Origin of the sequence: Streptomyces sp. NPDC058758, assembly GCF_042746075.1 — a bacterium.
In the GTDB taxonomy this organism is placed as follows: Bacteria; Actinomycetota; Actinomycetes; order Streptomycetales; family Streptomycetaceae; genus Streptomyces.
In genome coordinates this window covers 243,222-259,359 of sequence record NZ_JBHYPS010000002.1, presented here as the reverse complement: position 1 = coordinate 259,359, position 16,138 = coordinate 243,222, and the positions used below count along the sequence as shown (strand labels likewise).

Genomic DNA, 16,138 nt, shown 5'->3' with positions numbered 1-16,138 from the left:
GGAGACGCCCGGTCCGGGCCCCCACGCGGACTACTCGTCCTCGGCCAGCGTCAGCTCGACGCCGCCGACGAAGCCGGCGGACAGGTTGTAGATGAACGCCCCGAGGGTCGCGAGCGCCGTCATCAGGACCACGTCGATCACCGCGATCACCGAGGTGAACATCAGGACCCGCGGCAGCGACAGGAAGGACTGCAGGTCGAAGCCGTTGGACTCGTTCGAGCCCGTCGCCTCGCTGATCGTCCCGCCGACCGTCGAGAAGACGCCCATGGCGTCCATGACCATCCACAGCACGGCCGCCGCGACGACCGTGCAGATGCCCAGCGCGATGGAGAGCAGGAAGCTCACCTTCATGACCGACCACGGGTCGGCCTTCGCCACCCGCAGCCGCGCCTTGCGGGTGCGGGGCGTGGTGCGTGCCCCGGTCCGCGGCCGGCGCACCGCGCCGGTGTTCCCGCCCCGCGCCTGGCCGGCCGGCGCCGGAGCGCCGTACGCCTGCGGCGGGTGGTACGGGCCGCCCTGCTGCTGAGCGCCCTGGCGCTCGCCCGGCAGAGCCCCGTTGTAGGCCTCGTAGGGGGGCTGCTGCCCCCGAGTGTCCGTCACCGCACCCCCCTGGGAGTCCGTGGCCGAGCCACGGGCGCCGTACGCGCCGGCACCTGCAGAAGCTCCGGCGGCCGCCGAACCGGCGCCCGTGGCTCCACTCACGCTCTACTCCTCGTGATCCCCGGTCGCAGGCTCCGTGCCCTCGACCGATGCCTCGGCCTCGGATGCCTCGATGGCACCCTCGGCGTCGTCGACCTCTTCGTCCTCGCCGCCGGCCTCGGCGTTCCGTGCGATGCCGACGACGGCATCGCGCTTGCCCAGGTTGATCAGCTGGACGCCCATGGTGTCACGGCCGGTCTCCCTGACTTCGCTGACTCGCGTGCGAATCACACCGCCGGACAGCGTGATGGCGAGGATCTCGTCCGTCTCCTCCACCACCAGCGCGCCCACGAGCGAGCCGCGGTCCTCCACGATCTTGGCGGCCTTGATGCCGAGGCCGCCGCGGCCCTGGACGCGGTACTCGTCGACGGGGGTGCGCTTGGCGTACCCGCCGTCCGTCGCGGTGAAGACGAACGTACCGGGCCGGACGACATTCATCGAGAGCAGTTCGTCGTCCTCGCGGAAACTCATGCCCTTGACGCCCGACGTGGCGCGGCCCATCGGGCGCAGCGCGTCGTCCGTGGCGGTGAAGCGGATCGACTGCGCCTTCTTGGAGATGAGCAGCAGGTCGTCCTCGGCGGAGGCCAGCTCGGCGCCGATCAGCTCGTCGTCGCTGCCGTCCTCCCGCTCCCGCAGGTTGATGGCGATGACGCCGCCGGAGCGCGGGGAGTCGTAGTCCTTCAGCGCGGTCTTCTTGACCAGGCCGGAGCGGGTGGCGAGGACCAGGTAGGGCGCGGCCTCGTAGTCGCGGATCGCCAGGATCTGGGCGATCTGCTCGTCCGGCTGGAAGGCCAGCAGGTTGGCCACGTGCTGGCCGCGCGCGTCCCGGCCGGCGTCCGGCAGCTCGTACGCCTTGGCCCGGTAGACCCGGCCCTTGTTGGTGAAGAAGAGCAGCCAGTGGTGGGTGGTGGAGACGAAGAAGTGGTCGACGATGTCGTCCTGCTTCAGCTTCGTCCCGCGCACGCCCTTGCCGCCGCGCTTCTGCGACCGGTAGTCCTCGGTCTTGGTGCGCTTCACGTAGCCGCCGCGCGTGATGGTGACGACGATGTCCTCTTCGGCGATGAGGTCCTCGATGGACATGTCGCCGTCGAAGGGCACCAGCTTGGAGCGGCGGTCGTCGCCGAACTTCTCGACGAGCGCGGCCAGTTCCTCGCTGACGATGGCCCGCTGCTTGTCGGGCGAGGCCAGGATCGCGTTGTACTCGTCGATCTTCGCCTGGAGCTCGTCGTGCTCGGCGATGATCTTCTGGCGCTCCAGGGCGGCGAGCCGGCGGAGCTGCATCTCCAGGATCGCGTTGGCCTGGATCTCGTCGATCCGCAGGAGGCCCATCAGGCCCTCGCGGGCGACCTCGACCGTGTCGCTGCGCCGGATGAGGGCGATGACCTCGTCGATCGCGTCGAGCGCCTTGAGGAGGCCGCGCAGGATGTGGGCGCGCTCCTCGGCCTTGCGCAGCCGGAACTTCGTCCGGCGGACGATGACCTCGATCTGGTGCGTCACCCAGTGGCGGATGAACGCGTCCAGGGAGAGGGTGCGCGGCACGCCGTCGACGAGCGCCAGCATGTTGGCGCCGAAGTTCGTCTGGAGGTCGGTGTGCTTGTACAGGTTGTTGAGGACGACCTTGGCGACGGCGTCCCGCTTGAGCACGATGACCAGGCGCTGGCCGGTCCGGGACGAGGTCTCGTCGCGGACGTCGGCGATGCCGCCGATCTTGCCGTCCTTCACCAGGTCGGCGATCTTCTGCGCGAGGTTGTCCGGGTTGACCTGGTAGGGCAGCTCGGTGACCACCAGACACTGGCGGTTCTGGATCTCCTCGACCTCGACGACCGCGCGCATCGTGATGGAGCCGCGGCCGGTGCGGTACGCCTCCTCGATGCCCTTGCGGCCGACGACGAGCGCGCCGGTGGGGAAGTCGGGGCCCTTGATCCGATCGACGAGCGCGTCGAGGAGCTCCTCGTGGCTGGCCTCGGGGTGGGCCAGGTACCACTGGGCGCCCTCGGCGACCTCGCGGAGGTTGTGCGGCGGGATGTTCGTCGCCATGCCGACCGCGATGCCGGCGGAGCCGTTGACCAGCAGGTTCGGGAACCGGGCCGGGAGGACCGTCGGCTCCTGGTTGCGGCCGTCGTAGTTGTCCTGGAAGTCGACGGTCTCCTCGTCGATGTCCCGGACCATCTCCATCGACAGCGGCGCCATCTTGCACTCGGTGTAGCGCATGGCGGCGGCCGGGTCGTTGCCCGGGGAGCCGAAGTTGCCGTTGGAGTCGACGAGCGGCATCCGCATCGACCAGTGCTGGGCGAGGCGGACGAGCGCGTCGTAGATGGAGGTGTCGCCGTGCGGGTGGTACGTGCCCATGACGTCGCCGACGACGCGGGCGCACTTGTAGAAGCCCTTCTCGGGCCGGTAGCCGCCGTCGTACATCGCGTACAGCACGCGCCGGTGGACGGGCTTGAGGCCGTCGCGGACGTCGGGCAGCGCGCGGGACACGATGACGGACATCGCGTAGTCGAGGTACGAGCGCTGCATCTCGGTCTCGAGCCCGACGGGCTCGATCCGCAGCTGCGGGCCCTCTTCGTCGGTGGTCACGGGGGGGTTCTCGTCGGCCATTGCTGGTCGTCAGTCCTTTCGTACGGTCAGCGGGGACCGACTCAGATGTCGAGGAAGCGAACGTCCTTGGCGTTGCGCTGGATGAACGAGCGGCGTGCCTCGACGTCCTCGCCCATCAGCACCGAGAACAGGTCGTCGGCCTGGGCGGCGTCGTCCAGGGTCACCTGGCCGAGGACGCGGTGCTCGACGTCCATGGTGGTGACGCGCAGCTCCTCGGCGTTCATCTCGCCGAGGCCCTTGAAGCGCTGGATCGAGTCGTCCTTGATCCGCTTGCCCGCCTGCTTGCCGATCTCGACGAGCGCGTCGCGCTCGCGGTCCGAGTAGGCGTACTCGAAGTCCTCCCGGCCCCACTTGATCTTGTAGAGCGGCGGGCGGGAGAGGTACACGTGCCCGTGCTCGATCAGCGGCCGCATGAAGCGGAAGAGGAAGGTGAGCAGCAGGGTGTTGATGTGCTGGCCGTCGACGTCGGCGTCCGCCATCAGGATGATCTTGTGGTAGCGGAGCTTCTCGATGTCGAAGTCCTCGTGGACGCCGGTGCCGAAGGCGGAGATCAGCGCCTGGACCTCGGTGTTCTGGAGGATCTTGTCGATGCGGGCCTTCTCGACGTTCAGGATCTTGCCGCGGATCGGCAGGATGGCCTGGTACATCGGGTTCCGGCCGGACTTGGCGGAGCCGCCGGCGGAGTCGCCCTCGACGATGAAGATCTCGCACTTGGTGGGGTCGTTCGACTGGCAGTCGGACAGCTTGCCCGGGAGGGAGGCCGACTCCAGGAGGCCCTTGCGGCGGGTCAGGTCGCGGGCCTTGCGCGCGGCCACGCGCGCGGTGGCGGCCTGGATGCCCTTGCGGATGATGTCCGCGGCCTCATTGGGGTTGCGGTCGAACCAGTCCGTCAGGTGCTCGTGGACGACCTTCTGGACGAAGGTCTTCGCCTCGGTGTTGCCGAGCTTGGTCTTGGTCTGGCCCTCGAACTGCGGCTCGCCGATCTTGACCGAGATGATCGCGGTCAGACCCTCGCGGATGTCGTCGCCGGTGAGGTTGTCGTCCTTCTCGCGGAGCAGCTTCTTCTCGCGCGCGTACTTGTTGACGAGCGTCGTCAGCGCGGCGCGGAAGCCCTCCTCGTGGGTGCCGCCCTCGTGGGTGTGGATCGTGTTGGCGAAGGAGTACACGCCCTCGCTGTACGACGAGTTCCACTGCATCGCGATCTCGGCGGAGAGCAGGCGCTCCTTGTCCTCGGCCTCGATGTCGATGACGGTCGGGTTGATCAGCTCGCCCTTGCGCGAGTTGAGGTACTTCACGAAGTCGACGATGCCGCCCTCGTAGTGGTACGTCACCGTGCGGGCGGCCGGCTCGGCGGCGGCCTCGGCGTCCGGGTCGTCGGCGCCGACCGTGGCCTTGGCGGAGTCGCGCTCGTCGGTGAGCGTGATCGTCAGGCCCTTGTTGAGGAAGGCCATCTCCTGGAAGCGGCGCGAGAGCGTCTCGAAGGAGTACTCGACCGTCTCGAAGATGTCCGGGTCGGACCAGAACGTGACCGAGGTACCGGTCTCGGTGGTCTCCTCGTGCTGCGCGAGAGGCGCGGTCGGGGCGCCCATCTTGTAGTCCTGGGTCCAGCGGTGGCCGTCGGTCTTGATCTCGACGGAGACCTTGGTGGAGAGGGCGTTGACGACGGAGACGCCGACGCCGTGCAGACCGCCGGAGACCGCGTAGCCGCCGCCGCCGAACTTTCCGCCCGCGTGCAGGACCGTCAGCACGACCTCGACGGCCGGCTTGCCCTCGGACTCGACGATACCGACGGGGATGCCGCGGCCGTTGTCGACGACGCGGACGCCGCCGTCGGGCAGGATCGTCACGTCGATGGTGTCCGCGTGACCGGCCAGGGCCTCGTCGACCGAGTTGTCGACGACCTCCTGCACCATGTGGTGCAGGCCGCGCTCACCGGTCGAGCCGATGTACATGCCGGGGCGCTTGCGCACCGCATCCAGACCCTCCAAGACCTGGATGTTGCTGGCGGTGTACTGGTTGTTCTCGTTGGGGTTGCCGGAATCGGCCACGAAGCGCCCTTTCTGGCACAGCACAGGCCGTGCTCCGGGCATAGGGGAGCCGGCTGCGTCGTTCGACAGTTCCGCAGTGTGGCGGGATTGTCTTCCAGTCTACCGGTACCGCCGACACTCATGGGGGTTTGCCGGTACCTGAAAGCGCATGTGCCGCCCTCCGCGGCCCCGAGACGACTCCCCATATCCGGACAGGGGCTCCAGAGCCCCCTGACGGCCACCTAGCGCTTCGAGCGGTGACGGCCAGTGGGCGGGCGTTCCGCCCCCGTCGCGGGCAGGCGTCCCGCACGGGCGGAACGGGTGGGCGCGACGGTCCGGGCACGGCGTCCGCGCACGGCGTCCGACTGCTCGGACCCGCTCCCCGAGGACCGTCCGCCGTCCTGCCCGTCCTACCCGTACGTGTCCCCCGGCCCGACGGACCCGGGCGCCCGGAGGGGCCCGTACCGCCGCTGGCCACCGGGCCCGAGCACCTTGATCAGCCGCACCGTCCCGTGCCCCAGGTCCTCGTTCAGCCGGGCCACCAGCGTCGGCGCCAGGAGCCGCAGCTGCGTCGCCCACGCCGTCGAGTCGCACTGCACGGTCAGCACCCGCGCGTCCGGCTCCTCCTCGTACTTCACCGGTACGCAGTGCTTGGCCAGGTCCTCGCCGACGATCTGCGGCCACCGGCCCATGACCCCGCCGACCGCGGCCGGGGTCTCCCAGCCGCGCTCGGCGAGCAGCCGGTTGATCGCGGCGCCGAGCGCCATGGGGTCGCGCCCGTCGGCGCGCGCGCCCGAGCGCAGGCCGCCCCCGCGCCGGGCCTGCTTCTTCTGCTGCGCGGCCGCCCCGCGCGCGCGTGCCGCCTCCTTCGCGGCGCGCAGCGCCACCCGGGCGAGGTCCACGCCCGAGGGTTCGGGGGCCACGGGCCTGTCCACAGGCTGTGGGGAAGTTTCGCCGGGTACGCCGCTCATACGCGCTCCACCGTCCCTCCGGCCACCGCGTACCGCGTCCCGGCCAGGACGCCGGGCACGTCGTCGTCGACCGCGGCCGTCACCAGGACCTGCTCGCCGTGGGCCACCAGCTCCGCCAGCCGCTCGCGCCGGCGCGCGTCCAGCTCGGCGAAGACGTCGTCGAGGACGAGCACCGGTTCGTTGCCCTCGGCGCGCAGCAGGTCGTACGAGGCCAGGCGGAGCGCCAGCGCGTACGACCAGGACTCACCGTGGCTCGCGTACCCCTTGGCCGGCAGGTCGCCGAGGCGCAGCAGCAGCTCGTCGCGGTGCGGGCCGGCCAGGGTGACCCCGCGCTCGATCTCCTGCTTGCGGGCCTCGCCGAGCGCGGCGAGCAGCTGCTCGTACAGTTCCTCGCGGGTGTGCCCGGGGCCGGGGGCGGAGGGCTTGTACTCCAGCAGGATCGGTCCGCCGCCGGGTGCGAGCTGCTCGTACGCCTTGTCCGCGAGCGGCTGGAGGGTGTGGACGAGGTCGAGCCGCTGGGCGAGCAGCTCGGCGCCGGCCCGGGCCAGCTGCTGGTCCCAGACGTCGAGCGTGGACAGGTCCATGCCGCGGCCGCCGTGCCGGCGGGCCATCGCCGCCGACTTCAGGAGCGTGTTCCGCTGCTTGAGGACGCGCTCGTAGTCGGAGCGCACGCCCGCCATGCGCGGCACGCGCGCGGTGAGCAGCTCGTCGAGGAAGCGCCGGCGCTCGCCGGGGTCGCCCTTGATCAGCGACAGGTCCTCGGGGGCGAAGAGCACGGTCCGCAGGATGCCGAGCACGTCCCGCGGCCTGACCTGCGAGGACCTGTTGATGCGGGCGCGGTTGGCACGGCCCGGGTTGAGTTCCAGCTCGATCAGCTGGGAGCGCTCGCCCTGGGTGACGGCGGCGCGGATGTAGGCCCGCTCGGCGCCCATCCGCACCAGGGGGGCGTCGGCGGCGACGCGGTGGCTGCCGAGGGTGGCGAGGTAGCCGACGGCCTCGACGAGGTTGGTCTTGCCCTGGCCGTTCGCCCCCACGAACGCGGTGACGCCCGGGTCGAGGGGTACCTCGGCCCGGGCGTACGAGCGGAAGTCGGCCAGCGAGAGATGCGTGACGTGCATGGTGGGCGCCGGCCTTCCCCCGGTCGCTGTGCACCGGGTGGTGCACAGCCTGTGGATTGCTACTTCTTCTCGACCGCGTGGCCGCCGAACTGGTTGCGCAGCGCGGCGATCATCTTCATCTGCGGCGAGTCGTCCTGACGGGACGCGAACCGCGCGAACAGCGACGCGGTGATCGCCGGGAGCGGTACGGCGTTGTCGATCGCGGCCTCGACCGTCCACCGGCCCTCGCCGGAGTCCGACGCGTAGCCGCGCAGCTGGTCCAGGTGCTCGTCCTCGTCGAGGGCGTTGACCGCGAGGTCGAGCAGCCAGGAACGGATGACCGTGCCCTCCTGCCAGGAGCGGAAGATCTCGCGGACGTTCTCCACGGAGTCGACCTTCTCCAGCAGCTCCCAGCCCTCGGCGTAGGCCTGCATCATCGCGTACTCGATGCCGTTGTGGACCATCTTCGCGAAGTGGCCGGCGCCGACCTTGCCGGCGTGCACGGAGCCGTACTCGCCCGCGGGCTTGAGGGCGTCGAAGATCGGCTGGACGCGCGCGACGTGCTCGTCGGAGCCGCCGTACATCAGGGCGTAGCCGTTCTCCAGGCCCCAGACGCCGCCGGAGACGCCGCAGTCGACGAAGCCGATGCCCTTGGCGGCGAGCTCCTCGGCGTGCTTCTCGTCGTCGGTCCAGCGGGAGTTCCCGCCGTCCACCACGATGTCGCCGGGGGAGAGCAGCTCCGCCAGCTCGTCGACGGTGGACTGGGTCGCCGCGCCCGCGGGGACCATGACCCAGACGACGCGCGGACCCTTGAGCTTGCCCACCAGCTCTTCGAGGCTGGGGACATCGGCGAGGTCCGGGTTGCGGTCGTATCCGATGACGGTGTGGCCTGCGCGGCGGATGCGCTCGCGCATGTTGCCGCCCATCTTGCCGAGACCGACGAGACCGAGCTCCATCAGAGTGTTCCTTAAGCGTCGTGTGCGGTTCCTACCCGGGTCCGAGCCTACGCCCGGACCCGGCCGCACACCTGTGGGGTCAGCCGCTCAGTCGAACCCCTCGGAGCACAGGTCAGCCGCTCGGCAGAGCGGGGCGTCAGCCGCTCAGCCGCACCGGCATGATCAGGTACTTGTAGGCCTCGTCCGCCTCCGCGTCCACGGCCGGGCGGCCGCTCAGCAGCGCCGGCTTGGTGGAGGTCGTGAAGGAGAGCTGGGCGACCGGGGAGTCGATCGCGCTCAGGCCGTCCAGCAGGAAGGTCGGGTTGAAGGCGATCGAGATGTCGTCGCCGTCCAGCTGCGCGTCGACCCTCTCCACAGCCTGTGCGTCGTCGCTGGAGCCGGCCTCCAGGATGAGCACGCCCTGCTCGAAGCTGAGGCGGACCGGGGTGTTGCGCTCGGCGACCAGGGCCACGCGCTTGACGGCCTCCACGAAGGGGGCGGTCTCGATCACCGCGACCGAGTTGAACTCGGTGGGGAAGAGCGTGCGGTACTTCGGGAGGTCGCCTTCGAGCAGGCGGGTGGTGGTGCGGCGGCCCGCGCCCTCGAAGCCGATCAGGCCCTCGCCCTTGCCGGAGCCGGAGAGCGCCAGCGTGACGGTGTCGCCGCTGGTGAGCGCCTTCGCGGTGTCCAGGAGCGTCTTCGCGGGCACCAGGGCGACCGCGGAGGCGTCCGGGGACTCCGGCTTCCACAGGAACTCGCGGACCGCGAAGCGGTAGCGGTCGGTGGAGGCCAGGGTGACCGTGTCGCCCTCGATCTCGATGCGCACACCGGTGAGGACGGGCAGCGTGTCGTCCCGGCCGGCGGCGATGGCCACCTGGGCGGCGGCCGCGGCGAAGACCTCGCCAGGGACGGTGCCGGTCGCGGTGGGCATCTCCGGCAGCGCCGGGTACTCCTCCACAGGGAGGGTGTGGAGGGTGAAGCGGGAGGAGCCGCAGACCACGGTCGCCCGTACACCGTCTGTGGAAATCTCCACCGGCCGGTTGGGGAGGGCGCGGCAGATGTCGGCGAGGAGGCGGCCGGAGACGAGGACGGTGCCGTCCTCCTCGACCTCGGCCTCGACGGAGACGCGGGCGGAGACCTCGTAGTCGAAGCTCGAGAAGCTCAGCGCGCCGTCCTCCGCCTTCAGCAGGAGGCCGGCGAGCACAGGCGCCGGCGGACGGGCCGGAAGGCTGCGGGCCACCCACGCCACCGCCTCCGCGAGTACATCGCGCTCCACCCGGATCTTCACCGGAACCGCCTCCTGCTTGTTGCTGGCTCTTCGTCGACTGCGGGATCCAGTCTGACGTACGCCGCCGACACTCGGTGCGGCTCGGGGTCAAGTCGCGACGAGAGCGGGTCGGGGCTCCGGCGCCGAGTTGTGCACAGGCCCCGCTTCAAAGCGATTCCCGGGCTAACTATGAGTGGCAGTAGTAGTAGGGCCTGTGGAAACCGTGGATAACGTCGTCCATGCAGGTCAGGCCCAGTTTTTTGTCCACTGCCCCTGTGGGTGGAACCAGTGGAAAACCATGGCTCTCTGTGGACATCGGAAAGTTCTGCACACCCCATGCACAGGCAAGGGGGAGTTCTCCCCAGCGCTGTCCCCAGCTTTCCCCAGGTTCCCCACAGCCCAAACGTCTCCCTTGGTGTGACGCCTTTCACTCCAAGCGGTGAGAAGGGGTGTTGCGTTGCCGAACAGTGGACAGCGGTGTGGAGAAGCTGTGGGCAACCCACTCGCGCCTGTGGGCAGCCGGTGGACAACTCTCTGGACCCCCTGTGGACGAAGGATTCATCCACAGCCTGTGGAAATCGGTTGCCAACAAATCCACACCCGCCTGAGCTGCTGTGATGGTCGGTCACCAGCCTTGCCTGTGGACACAATCCGGATAACTTGGCGGTCCCCACCCTGTGGACGGGAGATCATCCCCCAATCTGTGGAGAACCCGCCACCGAAACGGGGTAATCGAACACGGCGGTCCGGGCCCTGGCCGCCGCTCGCCGGGCCGAGGGCCCCGCGGGACCGCCGAAGGGCGCTCCGGGAGGTGTCCCGGAGCGCCCTTCGGCGGTCTTCACAGCCGCCGTGGAGCCGCCGTCAGCCGTTCTTGATGCGGTTGGTCAGCTCGGTGACCTGGTTGTAGATGGAGCGCCGTTCCGCCATCAGGGCGCGGATCTTCCGGTCCGCGTGCATGACGGTCGTGTGGTCCCGGCCGCCGAACTGCGCGCCGATCTTCGGCAGCGACAGGTCCGTCAGCTCCCGGCACAGGTACATGGCGATCTGGCGGGCCGTCACCAGGACGCGGCTGCGCGAGGAACCGCAGAGGTCCTCCACCGTCAGCCCGAAGTAGTCGGCAGTGGCCGCCATGATGGCCGGCGCCGTGATCTCAGGCGACGAGTCCTCGCCGCCCGGGATCAGGTCCTTGAGGACGATCTCGGTGAGTCCCAGGTCCACCGGCTGCCGGTTGAGGCTCGCGAAGGCCGTCACCCGGATCAGCGCGCCCTCCAGCTCGCGGATGTTCCGCGAGATCCGGGAGGCGATGAACTCCAGTACCTCCGGCGGGGCGTTCAGCTGCTCCTGCACCGCCTTCTTGCGGAGGATCGCGATGCGCGTCTCCAGCTCCGGCGGCTGCACGTCGGTGGTGAGTCCCCACTCGAAGCGGTTGCGCAGCCGGTCCTCCAGGGTCACCAGCTGCTTGGGCGGCCGGTCCGAGGAGAGCACGATCTGCTTGTTCGCGTTGTGCAGGGTGTTGAAGGTGTGGAAGAACTCCTCCTGCGTCGACTCCTTGCTCGCGAGGAACTGGATGTCGTCGACGAGCAGGATGTCCACGTCGCGGTAGCGCTTGCGGAAGGCGTCGCCCTTGCCGTCGCGGATCGAGTTGATGAACTCGTTGGTGAACTCCTCCGAGCTCACGTACCGCACGCGCGTGCCGGGGTAGAGGCTCCGCGCGTAGTGCCCGATGGCGTGCAGCAGGTGGGTCTTTCCGAGCCCCGACTCGCCGTAGATGAAGAGCGGGTTGTACGCCTTCGCCGGAGCCTCGGCCACCGCGACCGCGGCCGCGTGGGCGAAGCGGTTCGAGGAACCGATGACGAAGGTGTCGAAGAGGTACTTGGGGTTCAGCCGCGCGTGCGGCTCGCCGGGCCCGCCGGCGCCGGAGCCCGTACCGGAGCCGCCGAGGGAGGCCTGGCCGATGCCGGGCCCCACGCCCTGGCCGCCCGGGCCGGGGCGCGGACCGGCGCCCGGGGGCTCGGGGATCTCGGAGCGCTCGGGCCGCTGCGGCTGCTCGTAACCGCGGGAGGGCTCGTCGTAGCGCGGGCGCCCGGACGGCTCCGGGGCGGCCGGGCCGGTGTACGGGGCACGCTCCGGGAAGCCGCCGAGGCGCGGCTGCTGCCAGGCGAGGTCCTCCTGGGACCGCGGCCAGGCGCCCGGCTCGGGGCGCGGCGGCTGCTGGTAGTCCGGGTAGGCCGGCCGCGCGGTGGGCAGCCCGTCGTCGGGCAGCGCGCGGTGGCCGTACGCCTCGTACGGCTCGGGCTGCGGGCGCTCGTCGTAGCGGGGCTGCGGCGGCCGGCCGGGGGAGGGCACGGGGGGCTGCTCGCCGACGGAGTCGTCGACGGTGATCGCGATCCGGATCGGGCGGCCGCACTCGTGGCTGAGGGTCTCGCTGATCAGGGGGGCCAGCCGGCCCTCCAGGACGCGCTTGCCCCATTCGTTGGGGACCGCGAGCAGCGCGGTGTCGGCGACCAGCGCGAGCGGCTGGCAGCGCTCGATCCACTGCTTGTCCTTGGGCTCGATGCCCTGCTGTCCTTCTTCGAGCAGCTGGTCGAGCACGCGTGGCCACACTGCGGCAAGATCGGCAGGTACGTCAGCCACGGGGCACGCTTTCTCGCAGGTCCCACGAAGGTGTGGTTCTCGGGACGATAAGAACAGAACGGAAGAGTTAGTCGAGTCCAGCCAAGGTAGTCGGGGCGGCTGACGTGGTTCAAGTTGTTGTCCACAGCCTGTGCACAAGCGGCCCCCTGGACGGGTCGGTTTGACCGGATGGCGTAATCGCGCGTACCGTAACCAGGTCGAGTTGTCGATGGCTGCTGCCGCCTGCCTCCGATGGGCGAAGGTCACCGCTAGTGTGACCGTGAAGCGGTGCACTCGGGCGTATTGCGAGCTACTCGTGGGCGCACGGTGACAGCCAGGCGATGTCCCGCCACCACCCGAATCATTTCTGGAGCCCCCGAGTGAGCAAGCGCACCTTCCAGCCGAACAACCGTCGTCGCGCGAAGACCCACGGTTTCCGCCTGCGCATGCGTACCCGTGCCGGCCGCGCCATCCTGGCGAACCGCCGTGCCAAGGGTCGCGCGAGCCTGTCCGCCTGATCCAGCCAAACAGGTCATGACGTGCTGCCTACCGAGAATCGGCTGAGGCGGCGCGAGGACTTCGCAACCGCGGTACGTCGAGGACGCCGGGCCGGTCGCCCGCTCCTCGTCGTCCACCTACGTAGCGGTGCAACGGACCCGCACGCGCCTGGGGAGAGCGCTCCCCCGACGCGTGCGGGTTTCGTCGTGAGCAAGGCCGTGGGCGGTGCGGTCGTCCGCAACCAGGTGAAGCGTCGTCTGCGCCACCTCGTCCGCGACCGGCTCTCCGCCCTGCCCCCCGGTAGCCTGGTGGTCGTACGGGCGTTGCCCGGAGCCGGTGACGCCGACCACGCCCACCTGGCCCGCGACCTGGACGCCGCCCTCCAGCGGCTGCTGGGAGGGGGTACGCGATGAAGTACCCGTTCCTCGCCCTCATCAAGCTGTACCAGTGGACGATCAGCCCGCTTCTGGGCGACGTCTGCCGGTACTACCCGTCGTGTTCCCACTACGGATTCACGGCCATAGACCGGCATGGCGCGATCAAGGGCATCGCCCTGACCGCCTGGCGCATCCTGCGGTGCAACCCGTGGTCGCCCGGCGGAGTGGACCATGTCCCCCCGCGTAAGCGGCCGCGCTGGCACGAGATGCTCAGGCACGCGCTGCGCGGCGACAAGGGCGGGATCTCCGCCGAGACGAGCCCGGCCGCAGAGACCTCGCCCAATGCTCAAGGAGCCTGATTAGTGGACACGATTGCCAGTCTGTTCAGCTTCATCACCTGGCCCGTTTCCTGGGTCATCGTCCAGTTCCACAAGCTGTACGGGGCCATCTTCGGCCCCGACACGGGCTGGGCCTGGGGCCTGTCGATCGTGTCCCTCGTGGTGCTGATCCGCATCTGCCTGATCCCGCTCTTCGTGAAGCAGATCAAGGCGACGCGGAACATGCAGGCGCTCCAGCCGAAGATGAAGGCGATCCAGGAGCGCTACAAGAGCGACAAGCAGCGTCAGTCCGAAGAGATGATGAAGCTGTACAAGGAGACGGGCACCAACCCGCTCTCCTCGTGCCTTCCCATCCTCGCCCAGTCGCCGTTCTTCTTCGCCCTCTACCACGTGCTGTCCAACATCGCGTCGGGCAAGGAGATCGGTGTCCTCAACCAGCAGCTGGTCGACAGCGCCCGCCAGGCGCACATCTTCGGCGCCCCGATCGCCTCGAAGTTCATGGACTCGCCCGAGGCCGTCGCGGCCCTCGGCGCCTCGCTGACCGATGTCCGCATCGTCACCGCGATCATGATCGTCCTGATGTCGGCCTCGCAGTTCTTCACCCAGCGCCAGCTGATGATGAAGAACGTCGACCTCACGGTGAAGACCCCGTACATGCAGCAGCAGAAGATGCTCATGTACATCTTCCCGGTGATCTTCGCCGTCATGGGCATCAACTTCCCCGTCGGCGTCCTCGTCTACTGGCTGACCACCAACGTGTGGACCATGGGCCAGCAGATGTACGTGATCAACCAGAACCCGACCCCGGGCAGCAAGGCGCAGGACTCCTACCTCCAGCGCCTGCTGAAGAGCGTCACGCACCACGGTGAGGTCCGCAGCCGGCGCCACAAGGCCGTCGTCAAGGCGATCGTCGCCAAGGGCTCCGACCGCAACGAGAACGAGCGCCGCTTCATCGGCGCCCTGGCCAAGGCCGGCTTCGCCGCCCAGGCCGACGGCACCGTGGTGAAGAGCGACGCCGCCGTCGCCGAGGCCGAGGGCGCCGCCGCCCCCAAGCGGCAGCAGCCCAAGCGCCAGACCAAGGCCCAGCGCCAGTCCGGCGGCCCGCAGGCCAAGAGCGACGAGACGGTCACGGAGACCGCCGAGGAGTCCGCGGGCGAGACCGCCCAGGACGCCGGGGCGAAGACCTCGCTGGAGAAGAAGCCCGAGACGCCCGCCAAGAGCGGCACGCAGGGCGGCGGCCGCAGCCGCGCCAACTCCGGCGGCTCCCGCCAGCGCAAGGGCCAGCAGCGGCCCAAGCACCCGTCCTCCAAGAAGTAGAAGCGTCCACGTAGCTAGAAGGAGTCCATCCGTGACGGAAGGCACCACCTCCGCCGCCGAGGGTGGCGACACCCTGACCCGCCTGGAGCAGGAGGGTGAGATCGCGGCCGACTACCTTGAGGGCCTGCTCGACATCGCCGACCTCGACGGCGACATCGACATGGACGTCGAGGCGGACCGGGCCGCGGTCTCGATCATCAGCGACTCGAACAGCCGCGACCTGCAGAAGCTCGTGGGCCGCGACGGCGAGGTGCTGGAGGCGCTCCAGGAGCTGACCCGCCTGGCCGTGCACCGGGAGACCGGCGACCGCAGCCGCCTGATGCTCGACATCGCCGGTTTCCGCGCGCAGAAGCGCACGGAGCTGGCCCAGATCGGCGCCAAGGCCGCAGACGAGGTCAAGTCCTCCGGCCAGCCGGTCAAGCTGGACCCGATGACCCCGTTCGAGCGCAAGGTCGTGCACGACGCGGTCGCCGCCGCCGGTCTGCGCAGCGAGTCCGAGGGCGAGGAGCCGCAGCGCTTCGTCGTCGTCCTCCCTGCCTGACCCCTCTCATCGCGTCGGCCCCGTCTGTTCGCAGACGGGGCCGATCTTTGTCAGCCTGATAGTTCAGCCACTCAGCCACCACAGTGCGCTCGCACGTACGCGTGCGGTACGGAAGGACGGTCCCCGTGACGGAGGCAGCGGAGCTCCCCGAGGCGCCGGAACAGGCGCGGAAAGTCTTCGGCGAGTACTTCCCCGAGGCCGTGCGGTACGCGGAGCTGCTCGCGGACGCCGGAGTGAAGCGCGGGCTCATCGGCCCCCGTGAGGTTCCGCGGCTGTGGGAGCGCCACCTGCTGAACTGCGCCGTCCTCTCGGAGGTCGTCCCCGAGGGCGTCACGGTCTGCGACGTGGGCTCGGGCGCCGGTCTGCCCGGCATCCCGCTGGCCCTGGTGCGGCCCGACCTGAAGATCACGCTCCTGGAGCCGCTCCTTCGCCGCACGAACTTCCTCTTGGAGGCCGTGGAACTGCTCGGCCTCGACCACGTGACCGTCGTACGGGGCAGGGCCGAGGAGATGCTCGGCAAGTTCCCGCCGGTCCACGTCGTGACCGCCCGCGCCGTGGCGCCCCTGGACCGGCTGGCCGGCTGGGGCGTGCCCCTGCTCCGTCCCTACGGCGAGATGCTGCTGCTGAAGGGCGACACCGCGGAGGAGGAGCTCGACGGGGCGCGCTCCGCGCTCGCCAAGCTGGGCGTGGTGGAGACCTCGGTGCTCCAGGTCGGTGAGGGGATCGTCGATCCGATGTCCACGGTGGTCCGGGTCGAGGTCGGCGAGAGCCCCGGCGGGGTGCGCTTCGCGGCCAAGCGGGCCAAGGCCGCACGGACGAGCAAGACCCGCCGGCGCCGCTGAGCGCCGCTTTCGTCC

At 69.9% G+C, this 16,138-nt stretch carries 14 protein-coding genes; 6 read left to right on the top strand and 8 right to left on the bottom strand.

Going from position 1 to position 16,138, the window contains the following annotated elements; translation table 11 throughout:
* Positions 1 to 30: 30 nt before the first annotated feature.
* The 8 genes from ACFW6A_RS04020 to dnaA all read right to left on the bottom strand — a co-directional run bounded on the left by ACFW6A_RS04020 (position 31) and on the right by dnaA (position 12,231).
* Complete coding sequence (locus ACFW6A_RS04020; protein WP_351845018.1) at positions 31 to 600, bottom strand: DUF3566 domain-containing protein; 570 nt, start codon at positions 598 to 600, stop codon at positions 31 to 33.
* 105 nt (positions 601 to 705) lie between these two features.
* Positions 706 to 3,300, bottom strand: a complete 2,595-nt coding sequence (gene gyrA / locus ACFW6A_RS04015; RefSeq protein ID WP_351845020.1) for a DNA gyrase subunit A — start codon at positions 3,298 to 3,300, stop codon at positions 706 to 708.
* A 41-nt stretch (positions 3,301 to 3,341) separates the two neighbouring features.
* Entirely contained in the window at positions 3,342 to 5,372 is a 2,031-nt protein-coding gene (gene gyrB / locus ACFW6A_RS04010) for a DNA topoisomerase (ATP-hydrolyzing) subunit B (protein ID WP_351845022.1), read from the bottom strand.
* A gap of 365 nt (positions 5,373 to 5,737) precedes the next feature.
* Positions 5,738 to 6,298 carry a DciA family protein gene (locus ACFW6A_RS04005; protein WP_351845024.1) on the bottom strand — a complete coding sequence of 187 codons (561 nt, stop codon included), beginning with the start codon at positions 6,296 to 6,298 and terminating at the stop codon, positions 5,738 to 5,740.
* Complete coding sequence (recF, locus tag ACFW6A_RS04000; protein WP_351845026.1) at positions 6,295 to 7,416, bottom strand: DNA replication/repair protein RecF; 1,122 nt, start codon at positions 7,414 to 7,416, stop codon at positions 6,295 to 6,297. The genes ACFW6A_RS04005 and recF overlap by 4 nt, the downstream gene beginning before the upstream one ends.
* A gap of 59 nt (positions 7,417 to 7,475) precedes the next feature.
* Entirely contained in the window at positions 7,476 to 8,351 is an 876-nt protein-coding gene (gene gnd, locus ACFW6A_RS03995) for a phosphogluconate dehydrogenase (NAD(+)-dependent, decarboxylating) (protein WP_351845028.1), read from the bottom strand.
* A gap of 136 nt (positions 8,352 to 8,487) precedes the next feature.
* Positions 8,488 to 9,618: a DNA polymerase III subunit beta gene (dnaN, locus tag ACFW6A_RS03990; protein WP_189953483.1), complete on the bottom strand. Its 1,131-nt coding sequence runs from the start codon at positions 9,616 to 9,618 to the stop codon at positions 8,488 to 8,490.
* Between the two features lie 840 nt (positions 9,619 to 10,458).
* Entirely contained in the window at positions 10,459 to 12,231 is a 1,773-nt protein-coding gene (dnaA, locus tag ACFW6A_RS03985; protein WP_386638515.1) for a chromosomal replication initiator protein DnaA, read from the bottom strand.
* A gap of 359 nt (positions 12,232 to 12,590) precedes the next feature.
* Between dnaA and rpmH the strand changes: the two genes are divergently transcribed.
* From rpmH to rsmG, 6 genes are all read left to right on the top strand, one after another.
* Positions 12,591 to 12,728: a 50S ribosomal protein L34 gene (gene rpmH / locus ACFW6A_RS03980; protein ID WP_015659252.1), complete on the top strand. Its 138-nt coding sequence runs from the start codon at positions 12,591 to 12,593 to the stop codon at positions 12,726 to 12,728.
* Positions 12,729 to 12,749: 21 nt separating this feature from the next.
* Positions 12,750 to 13,121 (top strand): ribonuclease P protein component, encoded by a 372-nt coding sequence (gene rnpA / locus ACFW6A_RS03975; protein WP_043222725.1) that lies wholly within the window; start codon positions 12,750 to 12,752, stop codon positions 13,119 to 13,121.
* Positions 13,118 to 13,444 (top strand): membrane protein insertion efficiency factor YidD, encoded by a 327-nt coding sequence (gene yidD / locus ACFW6A_RS03970; protein ID WP_351845033.1) that lies wholly within the window; start codon positions 13,118 to 13,120, stop codon positions 13,442 to 13,444. Before rnpA ends, yidD begins: the two co-directional genes overlap by 4 nt.
* 3 nt (positions 13,445 to 13,447) lie before the next feature.
* Positions 13,448 to 14,740 (top strand): membrane protein insertase YidC, encoded by a 1,293-nt coding sequence (gene yidC, locus ACFW6A_RS03965; protein WP_386477820.1) that lies wholly within the window; start codon positions 13,448 to 13,450, stop codon positions 14,738 to 14,740.
* A gap of 31 nt (positions 14,741 to 14,771) precedes the next feature.
* A complete protein-coding gene (locus ACFW6A_RS03960; protein WP_351853508.1) occupies positions 14,772 to 15,281 on the top strand; it encodes a R3H domain-containing nucleic acid-binding protein in 510 nt (169 codons plus the stop codon).
* A gap of 125 nt (positions 15,282 to 15,406) precedes the next feature.
* Positions 15,407 to 16,123: a 16S rRNA (guanine(527)-N(7))-methyltransferase RsmG gene (rsmG, locus tag ACFW6A_RS03955; protein WP_351853506.1), complete on the top strand. Its 717-nt coding sequence runs from the start codon at positions 15,407 to 15,409 to the stop codon at positions 16,121 to 16,123.
* The last annotated feature ends 15 nt before the right edge of the window (positions 16,124 to 16,138 follow it).